The sequence below is a fragment of the Yoonia sp. I 8.24 genome (assembly GCF_022096995.1).
GTDB lineage: Bacteria > Pseudomonadota > Alphaproteobacteria > Rhodobacterales > Rhodobacteraceae > Yoonia.
This window is the reverse complement of sequence record NZ_JACXGQ010000004.1, coordinates 230,162-250,052: the sequence shown is the minus strand read 5'-3', so window position 1 is coordinate 250,052 and position 19,891 is coordinate 230,162. Positions and strand designations below refer to the sequence as shown.

The window sequence follows — 19,891 nt, the reverse complement described above, 5'->3', positions numbered from 1 at the left end:
GCTTACCCTTTCCGGATGTTGATTGTTTGCACGACACGGTCGGGCACAGCGCGCGTTAGATCGACATGCAGCAGCCCATTTTCGATGGTTGCTTCGCCAACATCGACCCCATCTGCCAACACGAAAGAGCGTTGAAACTGACGCGCTGCAATACCCCGGTGCAGATACACGCGCCCTTCGGCGTCATCGTTCTGGCGTCCGCGGATCACAAGCGAGCTATCCTCAACCGTAATCGCGAGATCGCTTTCGGCGAATCCCGCCACGGCTAGCGTGATCCGGTACGAATTTTCCGAGGTCTGTTCGATATTGTAAGGGGGGTAACCGTCATTGCCGGTTTTTGCGGTGCGTTCGACCAGCCGTTCAAGCTGCTCAAATCCAAGAAGGAACGGATGGGTTCCCAAAGCCAATTTTGTCATAAGACATGTCCTTTGCTAAGCGACTGTCGCGTTTGCGGCCCCGTTTCGGCGACCTTTGTAAAAATATGGGGGGTGCGGACCAATTGATCAAGTGGCAAGTATTAAGATGTCTTATGCTAAGCCATGTTCTATAGTCGGCGTAACGAATGGAATTGGGTGCAGTGTTGATGAATAACTCTTCGAAAATGGATCAAGATGACGTACTGCGCGTCGAACTTGCCGTTTTAAAACAAGAACATCGCGATCTTGATACTGCGATTGCGGCGCTGCATGAACGCGGGGCACCCGATATGCTGACACTGAAACGCCTTAAACGACAAAAACTGATGCTCAAGGACAAGATCGTCAGGCTCGAAGACCGCATTTTCCCTGATATTATCGCGTGATATGGCGTTGCAGCTTTGTCCGCCTTGGCTATAGTGCCGCTTCCTTTTGAAACCAAGGATATGAACAGATGACGCAACCTGTTGTTGGCATTATTATGGGCAGCCAATCTGATTGGCCGACAATGCGCGAGGCTGCGGATGTCCTAGATGAATTGGGTGTCACCTATGAGACCAAAATCGTCTCGGCGCACCGCACCCCGGATCGGTTGTGGGATTACGGCAAAACAGCCGTGGACCGCGGATTGCAGGTCATTATCGCGGGCGCTGGCGGCGCGGCCCATTTGCCGGGCATGATGGCGTCGAAAACCCGGGTGCCTGTCGTTGGTATCCCGGTGCAAACCAAGGCACTGTCTGGCGTTGATAGTCTCTATTCGATTCTGCAAATGCCGCGCGGCTTTCCGGTTGCGACAATGGCCATTGGGGCCGCTGGCGCGAAGAACGGCGGGCTGATGGCCGCAAGTATTTTGGCTTTACAAGACCCTGCATTGGCTGCGCGGTTGGATGCATGGCGCGCGGCTTTGTCCGCCTCAATTCCGGATGAACCAACTGATGACTAATGCACTGCCCGTCGGGGCCACAATCGGTATCTTGGGGGGCGGTCAGCTTGGCCGGATGCTCTCTGTTGCGGCATCGCGTCTGGGGCTGAAAACCCATATCTTTGAACCCGGTGCTAACCCGCCTGCCGCCGAAGTGGCCGATACCGTTACCACCGCCAGCTATGACGATCAGGCTGCCCTCACTGCTTTTGGCAATGCTGTTGATATCATCACCTATGAGTTTGAAAACATCCCCACGTCAGCGCTGGATCTGCTCGAATCTCTCGCGCCGATCCATCCGGGCCGTCAGGCGTTGGCCACAAGCCAAGACCGATTGACCGAAAAGACATTCTTGCAAGGGCTTAGCCTACAAACGGCCCCTTTTGCCAATGTCGAAAACGCGGATGATCTGGCCAAGGCGATTGTCGAAATCGGCACCCCCGCGATCCTAAAAACCCGGCGTATGGGCTACGATGGCAAAGGGCAATCACGCATCATGGCTGCGGCTGATGCGGATCAGGCACTTGCCGATATGGCGGGTGCGCCTGCGGTCCTTGAAGGGTTCATCAACTTTAGCCACGAAGTGTCGATCATCGGCGCGCGCAGCGTAGATGGGGCTGTCGCCTGTTATGATCCGGGCGAAAATGTTCATGAAGACGGGATTTTGCGGACCACCACAGTGCCCGCAAACCTGACGCCATCTCAGCGGACCGACGCCGTGCTTTTGGCGGCGAACATCTTAAATGCGCTCGACTATGTTGGCGTGATGGGGGTTGAGCTGTTTGTCACCTCAGGTGGGTTGATCGTGAACGAAATCGCCCCGCGTGTCCATAATTCAGGGCACTGGACACAGAATGGCTGCACGATTTGTCAGTTCGAACAACATATTCGCGCCGTGGCAGGCTGGCCGCTGGGCAGCGGTGCGCGCCATGCGGATGTTGTGATGGAAAACCTGATCGGTGACGACATGAACCGTGTGCCTGAGTTGGCGCGCACGGATGCGGCGATCCATCTTTATGGCAAAGCAGACGTCAAGCCAGGGCGCAAAATGGGCCATGTGAATAAGATCGTCACAAAGGCTTAATCAAGCCCCAAGATCACATCCGTCAGGGTTAGATCATGGTCAAAACTGCCGTTTTTGAGGAAGGTCAGCACTTCTTCCATCACCAGCGGGTTGTTCATCATAAAGGTATGGGTGACGGGCAGGATAATCATATCCGTCATCCCATCTAAGCGGGTAGAGGCGATAGAGACTTTGCCGTCGTCAGGCCCTTCGATTAGCGCTGAATAGACAAGGTTCAGGGTGCGATCCCCCGCGACAATCCCAATTTCATAAGGAAGATAGGCGATGGAATTGGGGACGCTGTTGGGCTCAGTTCCTAACTGAAGCCCCGCCGGGCCGTTAACCCATTGGAAGGGTTCAAATTCACCGAAAATATCAACCAGTTCTGATCCACCATTGGGTGGCCCAAGCATCACCACGCGGCCCATTTGTTCGGGGCGGTTTTCGGTCAACCACAACCGCACCAAAATCCCGCCCATCGAATGGGTGACAAAGTTGATGCGCGTATCACCACAGGCGGCAACATCTTCGGTCAAATGGTCGTGGACGAGCGTTTCAATAGGGGCCTCTGTCGATGGGTAACCGCGGTTTATGACCTTATAGCCCGCGTCTTCGAGCACCAATTGCATGGGCGTCAACGACATTTCAGAGCGGGCAAGCCCGTGCAGCAAGACAACACAGTCTTGTGCTGACGATGCGGTGCCAAAGAGGCAAAATGCGGCGATGAGAAAGGCTTTCATACAGCTATAGATAGCATCGTGCCGCCGTAGGAAAAGGGGGGACCTCGCGTTACCTCTTGATCAGCAGCGAAAGGCCGATGCCGCCTAAAACCAATACACCCGATAAAACAAGACGGAGGCTGAGCGGTTCTGCCAAGAATATGACGCCGAACGCCACGGCAATCACCGGAACGGTCAACTGCGCGGTGCCGGCCACCGTCGTCGCGAGTTTTGGCAAAAGTTGATACCACAATGCATAGCCCAACCCAGATGTCAGTGCTCCCGCGACCACGGCTGTCATGATCCCCGTCACGGGGAGAGCACCCGCGCCGATCAATCCAAACCCCACGACTGGCACGCAGAGTAAAAAGTTACTCGCCGTCGCGCCCAAAGGGTCTGCTTCTGCGCGTCCAAGCAACGTATAGGCCCCCCAGCCCCCTGCCGCAGCGACCATCGCCGCAATACTGCCAAACGGCATCAAAGTGCTTTGTGATGGCCATAACAGTACACAAAGGCCCATGAATGCGGTCGCTACCCCCAGCCAGCGCAGTGGCGCAATGGGTTGCTTTTCCACAATGGCCCAACCGAAAATGACGACTTGCAACGCACCGAATAAAATCAACGCGCCGACACCCGCGTCGAGCTCTTGATAGGCGACAGAGAACCCAATCATATAGGTGGCTAATGTCGCAGCCCCCGCGAAGCGTTTCGGGGTAAATATGGCGGGCGCAGTTTGTGTTCTGGCGGCGATCAGCACCCAAAGCATGGCTGCCCCCGCGATCACGCGGATCGCGGCAAAGCTGAGCGGGCTCATCCCATATTGGGCAATACCGATCCTGTTGAGCACAGAGTTTGCGGCAAAGGCGGTCATGACCAGCGCCACGGCAAAAAAGAGCCTCATGATTGAAATGCCGACGGATAGGTCAGGCTTTGTTTTGGCGCGTTTTCGACGCCGGCGATCAACGTGTTTGCGATCGGGTAGGGGGATTTTAGGTTTTGTGCCAGTGCGCTTGAAAACCCGGCGCGTTGGTAAAATGCGGGATCACCCAGCACCACAATTGGGGTTTTCGTCAGCCGTGCCCATTCTGTCAGCATCCCCAACATGCGTTTGCCGTAGCCGCGTCCTTGGACATCGGGGTGGATGGCGACGGGGGCGAGGCAAAGCCAACCTTTGGGTTTCACCATATAACACAAAGCAAAATAGCCAATGATTGTATGTTCCCAAGGCAGCACTGTTTCGCCTGCAATGGCACGTGCCTTGCGTAGTTTTGCGACTAGCCTAGCTTCATCCGAGGTTGGGAATGCATCGCGCAACAACGCATCAACTGCTGGCTCTTCTCCCGCGCGTAGATCGCGGGCAAAATCGGGACCAATTACCAAGCTCTGTTCCTTCTTACTCAGGTCATAAGGTGGGAGTTAACGCTCCGTTGCAAGGGCTAACAGCGTGATCGCGTAATAATGTGAAACGGGTGTTATAAATAGAAAAAGGGCGGGCCATAAATGGACCGCCCTTCAAGAGCTTTGCCGCTCGCGCCGAAACGCGAAGCGTTTCGACTTACATCATGCCGCCCATGCCGCCCATGTCGGGCATGCCGCCAGCAGGCGCGCCGCCGTCTTTGGATGGCTTGTCTGCAACCATTGCTTCGGTTGTGATCAGCAGGCCAGCAACAGATGCTGCGTCTTGCAGCGCTGTACGGACAACTTTGGCAGGGTCGATAACGCCGAATGCGAACATGTCACCATATTCTTCTTTTTGTGCGTTAAAGCCGAAAGACTTGTCGTCGCTTTCGCGGATTTTGCCAGCAACGACAGAACCGTCAACGCCAGAGTTTTCAGCGATTTGACGCAGAGGTGCTTCGATAGCTTTGCGTACGATGTTGATGCCAACATCTTGATCAGAGTTGTCACCAGCCAGACCGTCAAGCGCTTTGCCGCCTTGGATCAAAGCAACACCACCACCAACAACAACGCCTTCTTGAACAGCAGCGCGTGTCGCGTTCAGAGCATCGTCAACGCGGTCTTTGCGTTCTTTCACTTCCACTTCGGACATGCCGCCGACGCGGATAACAGCAACACCGCCCGCCAGTTTGGCAACGCGTTCTTGCAGTTTTTCACGGTCGTAATCAGAAGATGTTTCTTCGATTTGGCCACGGATTTGTGAAACGCGTGCTTCGATTTCAGCTTTGTCGCCTGCACCATCAACGATTGTTGTTTCGTCTTTGGTGATCGCAACGCGCTTAGCAGAACCCAGCATGTCGATTGTGACGTTCTCAAGCTTCATGCCGAGGTCTTCGGAAATCACTTGGCCGCCAGTCAAGATGGCGATGTCTTGCAGCATGGCTTTGCGGCGATCGCCGAAACCAGGTGCCTTAACAGCCGCAATTTTCAGGCCGCCGCGCAGTTTGTTAACCACGAGAGTCGCCAGTGCTTCGCCTTCAACATCTTCTGCGATGATCAGCAAAGGCTTGCCTGATTGGATCACTGATTCGAGCAGTGGAACCATTGGCTGCAAAGATGACAGTTTCTTTTCGTGCAGCAGGATGATCGCGTCTTCCAGCTCTGTTGTCATTTTCTCTGTGTTGGTCACAAAGTAAGGGGACAGGTAACCGCGGTCGAACTGCATGCCTTCAACAACATCGGTTTCTGTTTCCAGACCTTTGTTTTCTTCGACGGTGATAACACCTTCGTTGCCAACGCGCTGCATTGCGTCTGCGATCTGACGACCGATTTCAGCTTCGCCGTTTGCAGAGATTGTGCCGACTTGTGCAACTTCGTCGCTGTCGTTCACAGGGCGCGCTGCGGATTTGATCGCTTCAACAACAGTTGACGTCGCTAGATCGATACCGCGCTTGAGGTCCATTGGGTTCATGCCAGCAGCGACAGATTTCATGCCTTCGCGTACGATGGCTTGGGCCAAAACTGTCGCGGTTGTTGTACCGTCACCAGCTTCGTCGTTGGTCCGGGAAGCAACTTCCTTGACCATCTGCGCGCCCATGTTTTCAAACTTGTCTTCAAGTTCGATTTCTTTGGCAACCGATACACCGTCCTTGGTGATGCGCGGTGCGCCGAAAGATTTGTCCAAAACAACGTTACGGCCTTTTGGACCCAATGTTACTTTGACAGCGTCTGCAAGAATGTTGACGCCGCGCAGCATTTGATTGCGTGCGTCGGTGCCGAATTTGACGTCTTTAGCAGCCATTTTCATGTGCTCCTTAAATTTCTAATTGCGTGACATACGTAGGGTGGATTTCAATCCACGCCTGCGTGGGCTTACATGATGCCCAGAATGTCGCTTTCTTTCATGATCAACAGGTCTTCGCCGTCGATTTTAACTTCTGTGCCGGACCATTTGCCGAACAGCACTTTGTCGCCAGCTTTAACAGCCATCGCGATCAGCTCACCGCTGTCTTTGCGTGCGCCTTCGCCAGTGCTAACAACTTCGCCTTCAGCAGGCTTTTCTTTTGCGCTGTCAGGAATGATCAAGCCGCCAACAGTCTTTTCGTCGCCTTCGATGCGACGAACGAGTACGCGGTCGTGAAGTGGTGTAAATGCCATTTCAGAACTTCTCCAGTTCGGGTTTCTCTTGTGTTAGCACTCAGCCCGTCCGAGTGATAACGCAGCATAGTTAGGCACCGAAAATGCCCGAGTCAACAGCCTGTTCTTGCGGATGTGCTGATTTTTGAGATTCAGCATTCTTTTGCGAATTTGGGTCTATTGTGCGCAGTAACACAGACCTCGGCAATCTGGGGTTGCAATGTTGTTCCGCAATATGAAAGACGATGGCGATGACGCAGATCACACATATTAAACTGGCGGCGCTGAAGGCATTTGTCGTTTTAGGTCCGTCATATACTGCCGCATTCCTGACCGACAAAATGGTGTGGGTCGTGCCGACGCTGGCGGCATCTAGCTTTTTCGCGGCCAGCATTGGGATGACGGATGAACCGCTACGCCGCCGCATCGACGAAGATGTTGAGGCGGACAGCGGTTTGGATGAAGGCGCGGATTAATCCCGGGGCGTTTCGTCGTCTTCTGATAAAATGCGCCACGCATCCCCGTCGAGGTCCTCATATTGTTCGCTGCGCAGGCTCCATAAAAACGCGGCAAGCCCAAGCCCCCCAAGGATCAGTGAAACCGGAATCAGAATGACCAAAATATTCATACCCGCCCTCGTAGCCGTAGCGCATTCAGTAGTACTGTAATCGACGAGGCCGACATTGCAATCGCGGCCAGTAGGGGTGTTGCAAACCCCAAGAGCGCGACCGGAATGGCGATGGCGTTATAGCTGGCTGAGATCGCAAAATTTTCCAGAATGCGCCGTTTGGCGGCGCGCGCAACCTTTGGCAGTTCGATCAGCGGGACCAAGCTATCGTTCAGCAAAACGATGTCCGATGCGGCACGTGATGCATCTGCAGCCGTCGCGGGCGACACCGATGCATAGGCCGCAGCGAGCGCACCCGTATCATTCAGCCCATCACCCACCATCAGCACTTTTGCGCCTTTCTCGGACAATCCAGTGATATAGGCGATTTTTTCTGCGGGTTTGGTCTGTGCTTGCCAGTTGCTGATCCCAAGTGCGTCGGCAATCTTGGCGGTCTCATCGGCGTCATCACCTGATACCAAATGCACATCAAGCCCGGCGTCTTGCCAGCCGCTGATCAATTGCGCGGCACCTTCACGCAGTTCCGACCGCAGTGCGATTTTTTGTGCGGGTGCGTCGCCAATTTGCAAATATGTGCCAGCCTTTGCGCCCAGCCACGCACCAGACCCAAGCCGCACGACCTGCCCGTCGCATTGGGCGCGTAACCCGCGCCCAGACAATTCCTCTTGGGCAGTGATTTTTGCTGGCGTGACCCCATCCAACGAAGCGGCAATCGCCTGCGCGACTGGATGGGTCGAGTTTTCGGTGAGCGCCATCGCGATCGATTGCGCCTGCGCATCAAGCGCATCGCGCGCGGCGGCAGGCATGGTCAGCGTGCCTGTCTTGTCGAATACCACTGTGTCGACTTCGGCCAAGCGTTCGAGCGCTGTACCATCTTTCACCAAAAGCCCGGCGCGAAACAGCCGACCTGCTGCTGTGGTTGATACGGCCGGAACAGCCAACCCAAGCGCACAGGGGCAAGTGATGATCAGCACGGCCACAGCTATATTCAGCGACAGGCGCACGTCGCCCGAATAGAACACCCATCCCAAGAACGCGGCCAGGGCCAGCAGATGCACAACAGGCGCATAGACCGCGGCGGCGCGGTCGGCGATGGCGGTGTAGCGGTTGCGGACGGCTTCGGCCTGATCGACCATGGTCACCATTTTGCGCAGCGTCGTATCAGCGCCGACAGTTGTTGCGCGGATGGTCAGCGGCCCGGTCATATTGACCTCGCCTGCGGTGACGACCGTGTCGGGGCTCGCATCTGCTGTGCGGCTTTCACCCGTCAGCAAAGAACGGTCAATTTGGCTGCTTCCATCCGTGACAACACCATCGACAGGGATGCGTCCGCCGGGCAGGACTTGGATCAAATCGCCAATCGCAAGCTGTACAAAATCAACCATTTCGCGGCTGTCATCACGCACGCGCATGACGCGCGGTACCTCTAGCGCTGACAGCTGTGCCGCGGCGGATGCTGCGGCTTTGCGGCTGCGGTGATCAAGGTAACGCCCGATCAACAAGAAGAAAGTCAGCGAAAGGGCCGCGTCAAAATAGGCCTGCGCGCCGCCGACAAAGGTTTCAAATAGCGACATGCCAGCGGCCAGAATGATCGCCAGTGAAATCGGCACATCCATGTTCAGCTTACGCACCGACAAAGCGGTCCACGCGTTGTGGAAAAACGGCTGTGCGGCGTAGATCAATGCGGGCAGGGCGATCATCGCGCTGATCATATGGAACATGTGCTGGGTCGCCCCAACGGCCCCCGACCAGACCGCGACAGAAAGCAGCATGACGTTCATCATCGCAAAGCCCGACACGGCAATCCGCGTCATCAACCCGCTGCCGTAGCTGTCGCTTTCTGCGCCAAGCAAAGATGTGTCGAGCACACGCGCCTCAAACCCGGCCAACTCAAGCGTATCAATCAGCGCTTCGGCTGCGACGGGCGCATCTAGCCCGACGGTGACCCGTTTCATCGACAGGTTAACACGGGCGTTGGCCACGCCGTCCATCCCGCGCAGGGCGCGTTCGACCCCGTTGATACAGGCGACGCAGTGAATTGCGGGCAGCGATAGCAAGATCTCGCTGCTGCCGTTCGAGGCCGCTTTTTCAAGCGTCCCTTCGGGAAGGCCGATACAGGCCGGACACGCGGCGGCTTGGGTCATTCTGCCGTTAGCTGCACACGGCGGCGAAAGACGGTGCCATCTTCGGCCTCAAGCACGATACGCAGGTTCCAATAGCCAGCGCCCGCATCGACATCAGCATGCATCACACCATCAACAACGGCGAATTCAGGCGTCATGTCTTGGGAAACATTTGTGGCGCGGCCCAAGGTCGCGCTGACAACTTTGGGGATCACAGCGGTACCTGCGTCATCGGTAATTGCGACCGTCAACTGTGTATGTGTCAACGTGCTGTCGAGCGTCCAACCCAGTGCATTTTGCGCGGCCCGGTCCGCATCAAAGCTTTGGCTGACGACGTAGGAATTGCGTGTCTCAAGCCCTGGAAAGGTTTTTACAGCCTTATAGGCCAGTGTCAGATTGACAGCGATGATCGTGCCAAACATCACGACCATAATCCCAAGCATGTGCCAGCCAGTAAATTCACGGGTCATTGTGCAGCCCTTCCGTTAAATATCGTGTCCTTATAGGCACGTTCACCTGATGTCATATCTTCGACCCAAAGCCGCAATTCGGTCCGGTCTACGGTTGCTGCCGCGTCACTGGGCCGCGCAGATACATAGACCCGTTGCAGCAAGGTTTCATTCGCGGGAACAACGATAGAGCGTTCTGCCGTGCCTTCCAGCTCAATCCGCAAAATGTCATCCGATACCAACGACAGATGAAACGCCCGATCTTCGCCGTTTTTGTTCAGCAGACGAATATCATAGATATTGCGGATTGTCCCGTCCGAGAGGGTCACAAATGTTGGGTTGCGGACTGGCGAGACGGTCATTTCGATGTCAGCGCGGATAAACAGCGCGAAGACAAGCCCAATCCCGATGAGTGACCATAGAGATGTGTAGATCACCGTGCGCAGCCGCAGGACATGCCGCCAGATGGGCTTGGCCGGTTTGCCTTTTGATTCGGCCTCTTGGTCAGACAGCGCCAGATAGTCGATCAAGCCACGCGGCTTGCCGATTTTAGCCATGATATCATCGCAGGCATCAATACAAAGCGCGCAAGTGATACATTCCATCTGCTGCCCGTCGCGGATGTCGATGCCAGCAGGGCAGACGTTCACGCAAGCCATGCAGTCGATACAATCACCTGCATTGGCGTCGCGCTTTTTGCCGCGCGGCTCCCCACGCCAGTCCCGGTAAGCCACGGTCAGCGTTTCAGGGTCCATCATCGCTGCTTGGATACGCGGCCATGGGCACATGTAATTACAAACTTGTTCGCGCATAAATCCACCAAACACGAATGTCGTCAACGCGAGCACGCCGATAGTCGCCCAAGCGATATAAGGCGCTTGAAGGGTCAAAAGCCCGGCAGCCAGTGTTGGCGCATCGGCAAAGTAAAAGACCCAAGCCCCGCCTGTCGCAACCGAAATGGCAAACCAAACCATCCATTTGGTGATCCGCAAGCGCCATTTATGCATGTCCCATTTGGATTTCCACAGGCGCACACGCGCGTTGCGGTCGCCTTCGATCCAACGTTCGACAAGGATGAACAGATCGGTCCAAACAGTTTGCGGACAGGTATAGCCGCACCAGACACGGCCCAAGGCAGAGGTAAACAAAAACAGCCCGAGCCCGGCCATAATCAGCAGGCCCGCGACGAAATAGAATTCATGCGGCCAAATTTCGATCCAGAAGAAATAGAAACGGCGGTGCGCAAGGTCGATCAACACGGCTTGATCGGGCAGGTTTGGCCCCCGGTCCCACCTGATCCACGGCGTCAGATAGTAGATCCCGAGCGTGACGGCCATTACCGCCCATTTCAGATTGCGGTAGTAGCCTTTCACACGTTTAGGAAAGATCGGCTCGCGCGCGGCATAGAGGGAGGGGGGAGGTGTCGTAGACATAGTGTATCCAATGAATCGGTCTGTTCGCACGATCGCTTGTATTAGGTGTCTGGAATATATCTTTGATGTGGATCAAACGCGGCAGCCGCCCCCTGCGGCGGGGTGTCACGGCAATTGTGCACCAATGGTGCCGCGACTGTGCGTGTATTGTGGTCTGATCGGTCTCGCCAATGGAATTGAATGGGCGTAAGGATTTACAAATGAAAACTATCCGTCTTGAAGATACACCCGCATTGCCATTTTGGCGTCGCCCCGCAGCGCTTTTGTTTTTGATGGCGATGGCGATGCCTGTGGCGTTTTCGACGTGGTTGGCCTTGCTTAACAACTTTGTGATTGATGTCGCCAATTTTGATGGCAGTGATATCGGCTGGCTGCATACGGTGCGCGAAATTCCGGGGTTCTTTGCGATCGGGGTGATCGCGATCATCATGTTTGTGCGCGAACAAGTCTTGGGGATGGTTGCACTGGCGATGCTCGGTGTGGCCACCGCATTGACCGCACAATTCCCCACGATGGGCGGAATTTTGACGCTGACAATGCTATCGTCGATTGGGTTTCATTACTACGAAACGGTGAACCAGTCATTGCAGTTGCAGTGGATCGATAAAAAGCGGGCGCCGCAAATGATTGGCTGGCTCATGGCGGCGGGGTCCGGCGCGACATTGGTTGCTTATATCCTAATCGTCTCGACCTGGCGCACGTATGATCTGAGCTATAATTTCGTCTATATGGTGTCGGGCGGGTTTACCGCAGTTGTGGCGCTGTTTTGTTTGTTCGCCTATCCGCAGTTCGAGGCCCCGCACCCACAGTTGAAAACCTTTGTGCTACGCAAGCGCTATTGGCTCTATTACGCGTTGCAGTTCATGGCGGGGGCGCGGCGGCAGATTTTCGTGGTTTTCGCAGGCTTTATGATGGTCGAGAAATTTGGCTTTAAGGTCCATGAAATTACGGCGCTCTATACGATCAACCTTGTGGTCAATATCATCATCGCGCCGTTGATGGGGCGGATCGTGCAGGTCTTTGGCGAACGTCGGGCGCTGTTGTTTGAATATGCGGGTTTGATTATCGTCTTTGTGGCTTATGGTGGGCTGTATTTCTTTAGTTGGGGCGTGATTATCGCCTCTGCGCTATACGTGATCGATCATATGCTGTTTGCACTGGCTTTGGCGTTGAAGACCTATTTCCAAAAAATCGCGGATCCGGGGGATATTGCGCCGACGGCGGCTGTTGCCTTTACAATTAACCATATCGCGGCTGTTTTTTTGCCTGCGGGGCTTGGGTATTTGTGGCTGGTCTCACCTGCAGCGGTGTTCATAGTAGCGGCCTGTATGGCCGCGACCTCCTTTGCGCTTGCGCTTTTGGTCCCGCGCCACCCCGGGCCCGGTCACGAAACCGTGTTTCAAGGGCGTCTTTTGGCACCAGCCGAATAACCCATATATGTTCATCAGATAAAGGAGTTCGCCGATGTTTTTTGCCAGCCGCGCTAAATCAGAAATGGTCACGCCCGATGCGGCCTTACCCGGCCGTGATGCCGCGATCCCGATCACCGAACCCCATTTTACTTTTGGCACGCCCTTGATGGCGGATGTACCTAGCGGGATGGATGTCGCCGTTTTTGGCATGGGCTGTTTTTGGGGTGTCGAGCGGATGTTCTGGACCCTTGATGGCGTGGTCTCGACGATGGTTGGTTATACAGGGGGCTATACGCCCAACCCCACCTACGAAGAAGTCTGCACCGGTAAAACCGGACATAACGAAGTGGTCCGCGTTGTCTTTGACCCCGTAAAAATCAGCTATGACCAACTGTTGCAGGTGTTTTGGGAAAACCACGATCCGACACAAGGGATGCGGCAAGGTAATGACGCGGGGACGCAGTATCGCTCTGGTATTTATACCGCCTCTGCCGCGCAAAAAGCTGCGGCGCAGGCATCAAGAGCAAGTTTTGGCGCGCGTCTGACGGCAGCAGGGCTTGGCGCAATCACGACAGAAATCATCGATGCGTCTCAGTTCTACTTTGCCGAAACCTATCACCAGCAATACCTGGCCAAGAACCCCAGCGGTTATTGCGGCATCGGCGGGACAGGGGTGACTTGCCCGATCGGGACAGGCGCCTGAGCGCGGCTTGACGTCGCGAGGGTCTGTGCCTAACTCGGGGGATCACCGGAAAAGGGCAACGGATATGACCACGTTTACAGCGTTAACCACCATCTCGGGCGAAGACGCGGCCTATCAGCTTTCGGAGGCGCTTGAAGATTTGGTGCCAGAGCCCACCGGGGTAGGCGTTTTTGAAATCGAGGATGGGTCCGGCCTATGGGAGGTCGCGGCCTACTTCTTAGAATATCCAGACGCAGGTGCGTTGGCGGTCTATTCGGCGCTGCACGATGCGAAACCGTTCAATATTTCTGAACTCCCCGACCAAGACTGGGTGTCCAAAGTGCAGCGCGAATTGGCGCCTGTCGCTGCAGGACGGTTTTACGTCTATGGCAGCCATGATGCGGATACGGTGCCAGCGGGCAAGATTCCACTGCTGATTGACGCCGCGATGGCGTTCGGGACAGGCCATCATGGAACAACCTTAGGTTGCTTACGGGCATTTGACGCGCTTTGTAATGCGGGCTTTTCGGGTGGGCGGGTTATTGATGTGGGCTGCGGCACCGCAGTGCTCGCGATGGCTGCGGCAAAGGTTATTCCTGACGTCGTACTTGCCAGCGACATTGATCCAGTTGCGGTCGAAGTCGCAGCGGCGAATGTCGCGGCAAACGGGCTTTCGGGGCAGGTAGATTGCGTTGTTGCTGCCGGGTTTGAAGCACCCGAACTGGCAACGGGCGCGCCCTATGATTTAATATTTGCCAATATTCTAAAGGGACCGCTCATCGGGCTGGCACCCGCGATGGCACAGAATATTGTCGATGGGGGGCACGTGATTCTCTCGGGGATATTGAACGAGCAAGCCGATGAGGTGATCGCCGTTTATGTTGAAAGTGGGTTCAATCTTGTCGAAAATAGTAGCATTGTTGAATGGACAACGTTAACAATGAGCAAGAATATTCCAATTTGACGAATCATTTAAGTGTTTCTTGTGAAAATCCTTGTTTCTGATCACATGGGTTGCAATCCTATACGGAGTTAATCCGTATATTTTTTTCTGGAGTTTAGTATGGCACAGGCAAATGTCCCGTTTGATAAACGACTGAAGCGTATCGTGCGTCGCCATGACCGTATGGCTAACGGCGTTGTTACTTCTGTTAATGCCGATGGTCTGATCGTTGCACGCCCGCGTGTCTATCGTCCGCGCTTCCCGCTCAAGGGGCTTATCGCACTGGTCGTCACAGGGTTTTTGTTCAAAGGTTTTCTTTTTGCAGCGCTTGGTGCCGAAGCTTATGAAGAACGGGTTGCTGGTCTGAGCAGCGGTTCATTTGTTGAGAAGGCTGGTGCTTGGGTCATGCAGCCTGACGTTGCAACTGTGTTTATCGCGGACCAAGTCAAAACTATCATGCCCTAACCACTTTTTGTGAGATGAATACGAAAAGGCCGCGCTGGATCAGCGCGGCCTTTCGCATTTGTGAGTGGTGGTTCGTTTAACGTAATTTATGGGTCGCGACAGCGTCGATGTCAGCAAATGTCAGCCCGATATCATCTAGCTCACGTGCTGAAAGTTTGGAAAGCGAGTTACGTGTGATGCGCGCGGCATTCCACTGCATCGCAGTGTTGAAGGACTGGTGAAAGAATGATGCAACGCGGCCTGCAAGGATGCTGGACGTTGCGAGGTTTGTTTGGACGTTGGCCATTGGGTCGTTCCTTGTGTTGATCTGCGTTGCAGAAATGACTTGATGACCGGCATTTAGGGGGGATTCGGATCCGGCGGTACCCCATTTTTTGCATAGCTCATATGAGTTTTCAGAATGCCTAACTTTTGGGCGGTTGCCCGTAAAAAACCCTTGTTTTTAAGGAATTACTAGGGCCATGATTTGGCACGATTTTCTTAAGGCCAAGTGAGGGTTTTGGCGCGGCCAAAGCCTGTGATCCGAATGTGGCTTGGTTTATGTTCGCGTTTTGTGCTAGGTAATTTTTACAAAAATAATAACGAGGCGAGCAATGCGCGTATTGGGAATCGACCCTGGCCTGCGAAATATGGGGTGGGGCGTGATCGAAGTTACCGGTTCACGCCTGTCGCATATCGCAAATGGCATTTGTCACTCTAAGGGCGCCGACCTTGGGGAGCGGTTATTGTCGCTCCATGCGCAACTCACCGATGTCATTCACGCATGGGCGCCAGATGCGGCTGCGGTTGAACAGACATTTGTAAACAAGGATGGTGTAGGGACGCTCAAACTTGGGCAGGCCCGCGGCATCGCCATGCTGGTGCCTGCGCAGGCCGGGCTTGCGATCGGTGAATATGCGCCGAACGCCGTGAAAAAGGCGGTTGTCGGCGTCGGGCATGCAGAAAAACATCAGGTCGAACATATGGTGAAACTGCAATTGCCGGGTGTGAAAATCGTGGGCGCGGATTCGGCGGATGCGCTTGCGATCGCGATTTGTCATTCGCACCACCTGCAATCAGCGGGTACACTGGCCAAAGCGTTGGCGAGGGCAGGGGCATGATTGGTAAGATTGCAGGTAGACTTGAATACCGTAGCACCGATCATGTTTTGATCGATGTGCGCGGTGTGGGCTACATAGTTTATGTGTCCGACCGTGTGATGACCGGATTGCCGGGCAACGGTGAGGCGGTTGCGCTATATACGGATCTTTTGGTGCGCGAAGATAATTTGCAGCTATTCGGCTTTACGACTTTGGTCGAAAAAGAATGGCACAGGATGCTCATGTCGGTGCAAGGGATCGGGGCCAAGGCTTCGTTGTCGATTTTGGGAACCTTGGGCGAAGACGGTGTCAGCCGTGCGATTGCCCTGGGTGACTGGAATGCCGTTGCAAAAGCCAAAGGTGTTGGCCCGAAGACCGCGCAAAAAGTCATTCTTGATCTCAAGGATAAAGCGCCGGGGGTTATGGCGTTGCATGGGGCTGTCGCGGAACCGGTTGATACTGCGGTGATTGAAGACGCGGCACCCGTGCGCAGGAAGCCTACGAAAAAGGCGAACCCCGCACAGGCGGAAACGCTTTCGGCGCTGGGTAATCTTGGCTATGCGCCCGGCGACGCGGCAAGCGCCGTCGCCGAAGCCGCAGGCGCCGATCCAGATGCAGATACATCACGCCTGATCCGTGCGGCCTTGAAGCTCTTGGCCCCAAAAGAGTAGAGATGGCCCATGAATGAGCCGGATCCGACATTGCGCGCAGCGCCTCAGCCCGAAGATGCGGACCGCGCGCTGCGTCCGCAGGTGCTGGATGAATTTATCGGGCAGGCGGATGCGCGTGCGAATCTCAAGGTCTTCATAGAAAGCGCGCGCCGCCGTGGCGAGGCGATGGACCACACATTGTTTCACGGCCCGCCGGGGCTGGGGAAAACCACGCTTGCACAGATCATGGCCCGCGAATTGGGTGTGAGCTTTCGTATGACATCTGGGCCGGTGCTGGCCAAAGCAGGTGATCTGGCCGCTATCTTGACCAACCTAGAGGCGCGCGATGTTTTGTTTATCGATGAAATTCACCGGCTGAACCCAGCCGTTGAAGAGGTGCTTTACCCCGCGCTTGAGGATTTTGAACTGGATTTGGTGATCGGTGAAGGCCCGGCAGCCCGTACTGTGCGTATTGAATTGCAGCCCTTTACGCTTGTTGGGGCGACAACCCGGATGGGGCTTTTGACGACGCCTTTACGTGATCGGTTTGGCATTCCAACACGGCTTGAATTTTATACCGAAGATGAATTGCATCAGATCGTGACGCGTGGTGCCCGGATGATGGGAACGCCGGCATCCGACGGTGGGGCGCGCGAAATCGCCCGTCGTGCACGCGGTACCCCACGGATTGCGGGGCGGTTGCTGCGCCGTGTCGTTGATTTTGCGATTGTTGAGGGTGACGGGACAGTCACACAGCAAATTGCCGATCGCGCGTTGACCCGGCTGGGCGTGGATCATTTGGGATTGGATAATGCCGACCGGCGCTATTTGCGTTTGATCGCAGAAAGCTATGGTGGTGGCCCGGTTGGGATTGAAACGATGTCAGCGGCCTTGTCCGAAAGCCGCGATAGTTTGGAAGATGTGATCGAACCCTATTTGTTGCAAAAAGGCCTGATCCAGCGCACACCACGCGGGCGGATGCTTGCACAGGCGGCATGGACCCATTTGGGGTTGGATCAACCAAAGTCACGAGACGATTTATTTGGCTGAGGGCGCAGATCAAATTTCAAGAAATTTGTTCGCCTCCGGCGGGAGTATTTGGAGCAAGATGATGCAGGATGTCGCGCCTTTGTTTACCCGATCCGATGGGGATTATGTATTTGCCCGTTGGGGGCGGCCGATTGTCCCTGTCGTGTTCGGTGTCGATGATGCGACCTTGGCGCTGTTTAAGGGAGCGATTGAGGCCGTTGTGACATTGGCCGGTCACAAAATGGACGAGACTGACATGGAATTAGGTGCCAACCTGATGATGTTCTTCTGTAATGACTGGGCCGAACTGTTGGAAGTGCCGCATCTGGACAAGATGTTACCAGAGCTTGGTCCATTGGTTGCACGTCTACAGGCGGCCGAGGCCAATCAGTACCGTATTTTCCGTTTTGATGATGCTGGCGCCATTCAAGCCGCTTTTGTATTTATGCGCATGGATGACCAAATGGCGCAGGCCCCAGCCGATACGCTGGCTCTGTCGCAAGCGGTACAGGTGATTTTGCTTTGGTCGGATACGGCATTTTCGGAAATGCCGCCGCTTGCGATGATCGACGGGGCAGTTGCCCTGCGTCCCGAGATCGGCGACGTTATTCGTGCCGCCTATGACCCGGTGATGCCGGTTGCAGCGCGCGATGCAAGCCACGCCATGCGTATCGGCGCGCGCCTGCCATGACCCATCAGTTCCCCGTCCGCGTCTATTACGAAGATACCGACCTTGCCGGGATCGTCTATTATGCCAATTATCTGAAGTTCATTGAGCGCGCCCGCTCTGAATGGGTCCGCGAATTGGGGATTGATCAGGTTGCGATGAAGGCCGCAGGGTTGGTTTTTGCGGTGCGCCGGGTCGAGGCTGACTACCTGTCGCCTGCGCGTTTTGATGATCTGTTGCAGATTGAAACGTCGATCAGCCGTACGACTGGCGTGCGGCTTTCACTTCAGCAAGATGTTATGCGCGAAGAGACCTTGTTGTTTCGGGCTGTTGTAACGATCATTTGTATGGATGAAACTGGGACGGTGGCTCGGCTTCCGGCACAGATCCGCCAATCCACGCGTTAATTCGTGTGGGTTTCAGCCTTGTAATACGGGTTTGATTGGCTTTTCGATTTCGAATGCGTTATATCTCGCCTTAATCAGAGCCCAAAACCGGGCCTACAGGCAGAGCAGGCACAATGGAAGCAGCAACCGACTTCACGATGTGGGCGCTATTTGCGCGCGCAACAATTACCGTAAAACTTGTCATGATCTTACTGATCGCCGCGTCTATCTGGTGCTGGGCCGTGATCGTGGACAAAATCGTGCAATACCGAAATGCCCGGAGCGAGGCCGAGATTTTCGATCAACAGTTTTGGTCGGGTGAGCCCTTGGATGCTTTGTTTGATCAGATCGGCGCTGACCCACAGGGCGCCAGCCAAAAGATTTTCGCGGCAGGTATGTTGGAATGGCGCAGATCGCACCGCCAAGACGGTGGTCTGATCGCAGGGGCAACTGCACGCATTGATCGCTCTATGGATGTCGCCATCGCGAAAGAGGCCGCGCGGCTGCAAAAGGGTCTTCCTGTTTTGGCAACCGTCGGATCGACAGCGCCGTTTGTCGGTCTGTTCGGGACGGTTTGGGGCATCATGAACGCATTTATTGAGATCGCCGAAGCTCAAAACACGAACCTTGCCGTTGTCGCACCTGGGATCGCCGAAGCGCTTTTGGCGACGGGTTTGGGTCTTTTGGCCGCTATTCCGGCCGTGATATTCTATAACAAACTGTCCGCAGATAGTGATCGCATCATCGCAGGTTATGAAGCCTTTGCGGATGAATTCGCGACCATCCTTAGTCGCCAGCTGGATAGCTAATCATGGGTGCAGGTGTAACCAAATCAGGTGGTGGCGGCGGACGGCGCAGGCGGCGGCGGAGCGGCGGTGGCACGCAGCCCATGGCCGAGATCAACATCACCCCGTTTGTGGATGTGATGCTGGTGCTTTTGATCATCTTTATGGTGGCGGCCCCGTTGATGACGGTGGGTGTTCCGGTTGATTTGCCTAAAACAGCCGCTGACGCATTGCCCGGTGATGACGAAGAACCGTTAACTGTTACCATCACTGCCGAAGGTATCGTGATGATTCAAGAGACAGAAACATCGCCCGATGAACTGGTCGCGAAATTGCAGGCCATTGCCGCTGAACGTACGAGCGACCGTATTTTCTTGCGCGCCGATGGCACGAACCAGTGGAACGCTGTTGCCGAAATCATGGGCGCGTTGAACGCAGGTGGGTTTTCCAACATTGGTCTGGTGACCGATGTTGGCGGCCCGTCCTTTGCGGGGTCGGACGGGTAG

At 55.1% G+C, this 19,891-nt stretch carries 26 protein-coding genes; 15 read left to right on the top strand and 11 right to left on the bottom strand.

Features of this window, described 5'->3' with window-relative positions:
- Positions 1–2 precede the first annotated feature (2 nt).
- Positions 3–416 carry an Hsp20 family protein gene (locus tag Yoon_RS09820; protein ID WP_238112012.1) on the bottom strand — a complete coding sequence of 138 codons (414 nt, stop codon included), beginning with the start codon at positions 414–416 and terminating at the stop codon, positions 3–5.
- Between the two features lie 167 nt (positions 417–583).
- Here Yoon_RS09820 and Yoon_RS09815 point away from each other — a divergent pair, with 167 nt between their 5' ends.
- The 3 genes from Yoon_RS09815 (at position 584) to Yoon_RS09805 (ending at position 2,422) form a co-directional block, all read left to right on the top strand.
- Positions 584–802, top strand: a complete 219-nt coding sequence (locus Yoon_RS09815; protein WP_238112223.1) for a YdcH family protein — start codon at positions 584–586, stop codon at positions 800–802.
- Between the two features lie 68 nt (positions 803–870).
- Positions 871–1,359 carry a 5-(carboxyamino)imidazole ribonucleotide mutase gene (gene purE, locus Yoon_RS09810; protein WP_238112011.1) on the top strand — a complete coding sequence of 163 codons (489 nt, stop codon included), beginning with the start codon at positions 871–873 and terminating at the stop codon, positions 1,357–1,359.
- Positions 1,352–2,422 carry a 5-(carboxyamino)imidazole ribonucleotide synthase gene (locus tag Yoon_RS09805; protein WP_238112010.1) on the top strand — a complete coding sequence of 357 codons (1,071 nt, stop codon included), beginning with the start codon at positions 1,352–1,354 and terminating at the stop codon, positions 2,420–2,422. Before purE ends, Yoon_RS09805 begins: the two co-directional genes overlap by 8 nt.
- Here Yoon_RS09805 and Yoon_RS09800 read toward each other — a convergent pair.
- The 5 genes from Yoon_RS09800 to Yoon_RS09780 all read right to left on the bottom strand — a co-directional run bounded on the left by Yoon_RS09800 (position 2,419) and on the right by Yoon_RS09780 (position 6,675).
- Complete coding sequence (locus tag Yoon_RS09800; RefSeq protein WP_238112009.1) at positions 2,419–3,141, bottom strand: triacylglycerol lipase; 723 nt, start codon at positions 3,139–3,141, stop codon at positions 2,419–2,421. The two genes, Yoon_RS09805 and Yoon_RS09800, sit on opposite strands and share 4 nt — an antisense overlap.
- A 49-nt stretch (positions 3,142–3,190) precedes the next feature.
- Complete coding sequence (locus Yoon_RS09795; RefSeq protein WP_238112008.1) at positions 3,191–4,021, bottom strand: DMT family transporter; 831 nt, start codon at positions 4,019–4,021, stop codon at positions 3,191–3,193.
- The gene (locus Yoon_RS09790) at positions 4,018–4,500 is read right to left on the bottom strand and encodes a GNAT family N-acetyltransferase (protein WP_238112007.1); all 483 of its coding nucleotides are present in this window, start codon (positions 4,498–4,500) and stop codon (positions 4,018–4,020) included. The genes Yoon_RS09795 and Yoon_RS09790 overlap by 4 nt, the downstream gene beginning before the upstream one ends.
- Positions 4,501–4,675: 175 nt before the next feature.
- Positions 4,676–6,319 carry a chaperonin GroEL gene (gene groL / locus Yoon_RS09785; protein WP_238112006.1) on the bottom strand — a complete coding sequence of 548 codons (1,644 nt, stop codon included), beginning with the start codon at positions 6,317–6,319 and terminating at the stop codon, positions 4,676–4,678.
- Between the two features lie 71 nt (positions 6,320–6,390).
- Positions 6,391–6,675 carry a co-chaperone GroES gene (locus tag Yoon_RS09780; RefSeq protein WP_113775129.1) on the bottom strand — a complete coding sequence of 95 codons (285 nt, stop codon included), beginning with the start codon at positions 6,673–6,675 and terminating at the stop codon, positions 6,391–6,393.
- 230 nt (positions 6,676–6,905) lie between these two features.
- Between Yoon_RS09780 and Yoon_RS09775 the strand changes: the two genes are divergently transcribed.
- Positions 6,906–7,130, top strand: coding sequence for a hypothetical protein (locus tag Yoon_RS09775; protein WP_238112005.1), 225 nt, complete (start codon positions 6,906–6,908; stop codon positions 7,128–7,130).
- On the opposite strand, the gene ccoS is transcribed toward Yoon_RS09775, so the two are convergent.
- The 4 genes from ccoS to ccoG are packed head-to-tail and all read right to left on the bottom strand — an operon-like array spanning position 7,127 to position 11,287.
- On the bottom strand, positions 7,127–7,282 hold the full coding sequence (gene ccoS / locus Yoon_RS09770) for a cbb3-type cytochrome oxidase assembly protein CcoS (protein ID WP_238112004.1): 156 nt from the start codon (positions 7,280–7,282) through the stop codon (positions 7,127–7,129). The genes Yoon_RS09775 and ccoS overlap by 4 nt on opposite strands.
- A complete protein-coding gene (locus Yoon_RS09765) occupies positions 7,279–9,426 on the bottom strand; it encodes a heavy metal translocating P-type ATPase (protein WP_238112003.1) in 2,148 nt (715 codons plus the stop codon). Before Yoon_RS09765 ends, ccoS begins: the two co-directional genes overlap by 4 nt.
- Complete coding sequence (locus Yoon_RS09760) at positions 9,423–9,875, bottom strand: FixH family protein (RefSeq protein WP_238112002.1); 453 nt, start codon at positions 9,873–9,875, stop codon at positions 9,423–9,425. The genes Yoon_RS09765 and Yoon_RS09760 overlap by 4 nt, the downstream gene beginning before the upstream one ends.
- The gene (gene ccoG, locus Yoon_RS09755) at positions 9,872–11,287 is read right to left on the bottom strand and encodes a cytochrome c oxidase accessory protein CcoG (RefSeq protein WP_238112001.1); all 1,416 of its coding nucleotides are present in this window, start codon (positions 11,285–11,287) and stop codon (positions 9,872–9,874) included. Before ccoG ends, Yoon_RS09760 begins: the two co-directional genes overlap by 4 nt.
- 200 nt (positions 11,288–11,487) lie before the next feature.
- Here ccoG and Yoon_RS09750 point away from each other — a divergent pair, with 200 nt between their 5' ends.
- The 4 genes from Yoon_RS09750 (at position 11,488) to Yoon_RS09735 (ending at position 14,789) form a co-directional block, all read left to right on the top strand.
- On the top strand, positions 11,488–12,717 hold the full coding sequence (locus tag Yoon_RS09750) for an MFS transporter (RefSeq protein ID WP_238112000.1): 1,230 nt from the start codon (positions 11,488–11,490) through the stop codon (positions 12,715–12,717).
- 34 nt (positions 12,718–12,751) lie between these two features.
- Complete coding sequence (msrA, locus tag Yoon_RS09745) at positions 12,752–13,402, top strand: peptide-methionine (S)-S-oxide reductase MsrA (RefSeq protein WP_238111999.1); 651 nt, start codon at positions 12,752–12,754, stop codon at positions 13,400–13,402.
- A gap of 64 nt (positions 13,403–13,466) precedes the next feature.
- Positions 13,467–14,345, top strand: a complete 879-nt coding sequence (locus tag Yoon_RS09740) for a 50S ribosomal protein L11 methyltransferase (RefSeq protein WP_238111998.1) — start codon at positions 13,467–13,469, stop codon at positions 14,343–14,345.
- Positions 14,346–14,444: 99 nt separating this feature from the next.
- Positions 14,445–14,789 carry a hypothetical protein gene (locus Yoon_RS09735; protein WP_238111997.1) on the top strand — a complete coding sequence of 115 codons (345 nt, stop codon included), beginning with the start codon at positions 14,445–14,447 and terminating at the stop codon, positions 14,787–14,789.
- Between the two features lie 76 nt (positions 14,790–14,865).
- Here Yoon_RS09735 and Yoon_RS09730 read toward each other — a convergent pair whose 3' ends face one another.
- Positions 14,866–15,075 (bottom strand): DUF1127 domain-containing protein, encoded by a 210-nt coding sequence (locus Yoon_RS09730; protein ID WP_238111996.1) that lies wholly within the window; start codon positions 15,073–15,075, stop codon positions 14,866–14,868.
- A gap of 307 nt (positions 15,076–15,382) precedes the next feature.
- On the opposite strand from Yoon_RS09730, the gene ruvC reads away from it, so the two are divergent.
- The 7 genes from ruvC to Yoon_RS09695 all read left to right on the top strand — a co-directional run bounded on the left by ruvC (position 15,383) and on the right by Yoon_RS09695 (position 19,891).
- Complete coding sequence (gene ruvC, locus Yoon_RS09725; protein WP_238111995.1) at positions 15,383–15,889, top strand: crossover junction endodeoxyribonuclease RuvC; 507 nt, start codon at positions 15,383–15,385, stop codon at positions 15,887–15,889.
- Positions 15,886–16,539 (top strand): Holliday junction branch migration protein RuvA, encoded by a 654-nt coding sequence (gene ruvA / locus Yoon_RS09720; protein WP_238111994.1) that lies wholly within the window; start codon positions 15,886–15,888, stop codon positions 16,537–16,539. Before ruvC ends, ruvA begins: the two co-directional genes overlap by 4 nt.
- A gap of 9 nt (positions 16,540–16,548) precedes the next feature.
- Entirely contained in the window at positions 16,549–17,568 is a 1,020-nt protein-coding gene (gene ruvB / locus Yoon_RS09715) for a Holliday junction branch migration DNA helicase RuvB (RefSeq protein ID WP_238111993.1), read from the top strand.
- Positions 17,569–17,629: 61 nt separating this feature from the next.
- Complete coding sequence (locus Yoon_RS09710) at positions 17,630–18,238, top strand: hypothetical protein (protein ID WP_238112222.1); 609 nt, start codon at positions 17,630–17,632, stop codon at positions 18,236–18,238.
- Positions 18,235–18,621, top strand: coding sequence for a tol-pal system-associated acyl-CoA thioesterase (gene ybgC / locus Yoon_RS09705; RefSeq protein WP_238111992.1), 387 nt, complete (start codon positions 18,235–18,237; stop codon positions 18,619–18,621). Before Yoon_RS09710 ends, ybgC begins: the two co-directional genes overlap by 4 nt.
- Positions 18,622–18,734: 113 nt before the next feature.
- Positions 18,735–19,409 (top strand): protein TolQ, encoded by a 675-nt coding sequence (gene tolQ, locus Yoon_RS09700; protein ID WP_238111991.1) that lies wholly within the window; start codon positions 18,735–18,737, stop codon positions 19,407–19,409.
- Positions 19,410–19,411: 2 nt separating this feature from the next.
- Positions 19,412–19,891 carry an ExbD/TolR family protein gene (locus Yoon_RS09695; protein ID WP_113775113.1) on the top strand — a complete coding sequence of 160 codons (480 nt, stop codon included), beginning with the start codon at positions 19,412–19,414 and terminating at the stop codon, positions 19,889–19,891.

Excerpts from the sequence above, each read along its gene's own strand:
- Yoon_RS09730 (WP_238111996.1), bottom strand. The coding sequence starts at position 15,075 with ATGGCCAACGTCCAAACAAACCTCGCAACGTCCAGCATCCTTGCAGGC.
- msrA (WP_238111999.1), top strand. The coding sequence starts at position 12,752 with ATGTTTTTTGCCAGCCGCGCTAAATCAGAAATGGTCACGCCCGATGCG.
- ccoG (WP_238112001.1), bottom strand. The coding sequence starts at position 11,287 with ATGTCTACGACACCTCCCCCCTCCCTCTATGCCGCGCGCGAGCCGATC.
- Yoon_RS09695 (WP_113775113.1), top strand. The coding sequence starts at position 19,412 with ATGGGTGCAGGTGTAACCAAATCAGGTGGTGGCGGCGGACGGCGCAGG.
- tolQ (WP_238111991.1), top strand. The coding sequence starts at position 18,735 with ATGGAAGCAGCAACCGACTTCACGATGTGGGCGCTATTTGCGCGCGCA.
- Yoon_RS09780 (WP_113775129.1), bottom strand. The coding sequence starts at position 6,675 with ATGGCATTTACACCACTTCACGACCGCGTACTCGTTCGTCGCATCGAA.
- Yoon_RS09735 (WP_238111997.1), top strand. The coding sequence starts at position 14,445 with ATGGCACAGGCAAATGTCCCGTTTGATAAACGACTGAAGCGTATCGTG.
- Yoon_RS09805 (WP_238112010.1), top strand. The coding sequence starts at position 1,352 with ATGACTAATGCACTGCCCGTCGGGGCCACAATCGGTATCTTGGGGGGC.
- Yoon_RS09740 (WP_238111998.1), top strand. The coding sequence starts at position 13,467 with ATGACCACGTTTACAGCGTTAACCACCATCTCGGGCGAAGACGCGGCC.
- Yoon_RS09815 (WP_238112223.1), top strand. The coding sequence starts at position 584 with ATGAATAACTCTTCGAAAATGGATCAAGATGACGTACTGCGCGTCGAA.
- Yoon_RS09710 (WP_238112222.1), top strand. The coding sequence starts at position 17,630 with ATGCAGGATGTCGCGCCTTTGTTTACCCGATCCGATGGGGATTATGTA.
- Yoon_RS09775 (WP_238112005.1), top strand. The coding sequence starts at position 6,906 with ATGACGCAGATCACACATATTAAACTGGCGGCGCTGAAGGCATTTGTC.
- ruvA (WP_238111994.1), top strand. The coding sequence starts at position 15,886 with ATGATTGGTAAGATTGCAGGTAGACTTGAATACCGTAGCACCGATCAT.
- Yoon_RS09820 (WP_238112012.1), bottom strand. The coding sequence starts at position 416 with ATGACAAAATTGGCTTTGGGAACCCATCCGTTCCTTCTTGGATTTGAG.
- Yoon_RS09760 (WP_238112002.1), bottom strand. The coding sequence starts at position 9,875 with ATGACCCGTGAATTTACTGGCTGGCACATGCTTGGGATTATGGTCGTG.
- Yoon_RS09800 (WP_238112009.1), bottom strand. The coding sequence starts at position 3,141 with ATGAAAGCCTTTCTCATCGCCGCATTTTGCCTCTTTGGCACCGCATCG.
- ruvB (WP_238111993.1), top strand. The coding sequence starts at position 16,549 with ATGAATGAGCCGGATCCGACATTGCGCGCAGCGCCTCAGCCCGAAGAT.
- Yoon_RS09795 (WP_238112008.1), bottom strand. The coding sequence starts at position 4,021 with ATGAGGCTCTTTTTTGCCGTGGCGCTGGTCATGACCGCCTTTGCCGCA.
- ccoS (WP_238112004.1), bottom strand. The coding sequence starts at position 7,282 with ATGAATATTTTGGTCATTCTGATTCCGGTTTCACTGATCCTTGGGGGG.
- purE (WP_238112011.1), top strand. The coding sequence starts at position 871 with ATGACGCAACCTGTTGTTGGCATTATTATGGGCAGCCAATCTGATTGG.
- Yoon_RS09765 (WP_238112003.1), bottom strand. The coding sequence starts at position 9,426 with ATGACCCAAGCCGCCGCGTGTCCGGCCTGTATCGGCCTTCCCGAAGGG.
- groL (WP_238112006.1), bottom strand. The coding sequence starts at position 6,319 with ATGGCTGCTAAAGACGTCAAATTCGGCACCGACGCACGCAATCAAATG.
- Yoon_RS09750 (WP_238112000.1), top strand. The coding sequence starts at position 11,488 with ATGAAAACTATCCGTCTTGAAGATACACCCGCATTGCCATTTTGGCGT.
- ruvC (WP_238111995.1), top strand. The coding sequence starts at position 15,383 with ATGCGCGTATTGGGAATCGACCCTGGCCTGCGAAATATGGGGTGGGGC.
- ybgC (WP_238111992.1), top strand. The coding sequence starts at position 18,235 with ATGACCCATCAGTTCCCCGTCCGCGTCTATTACGAAGATACCGACCTT.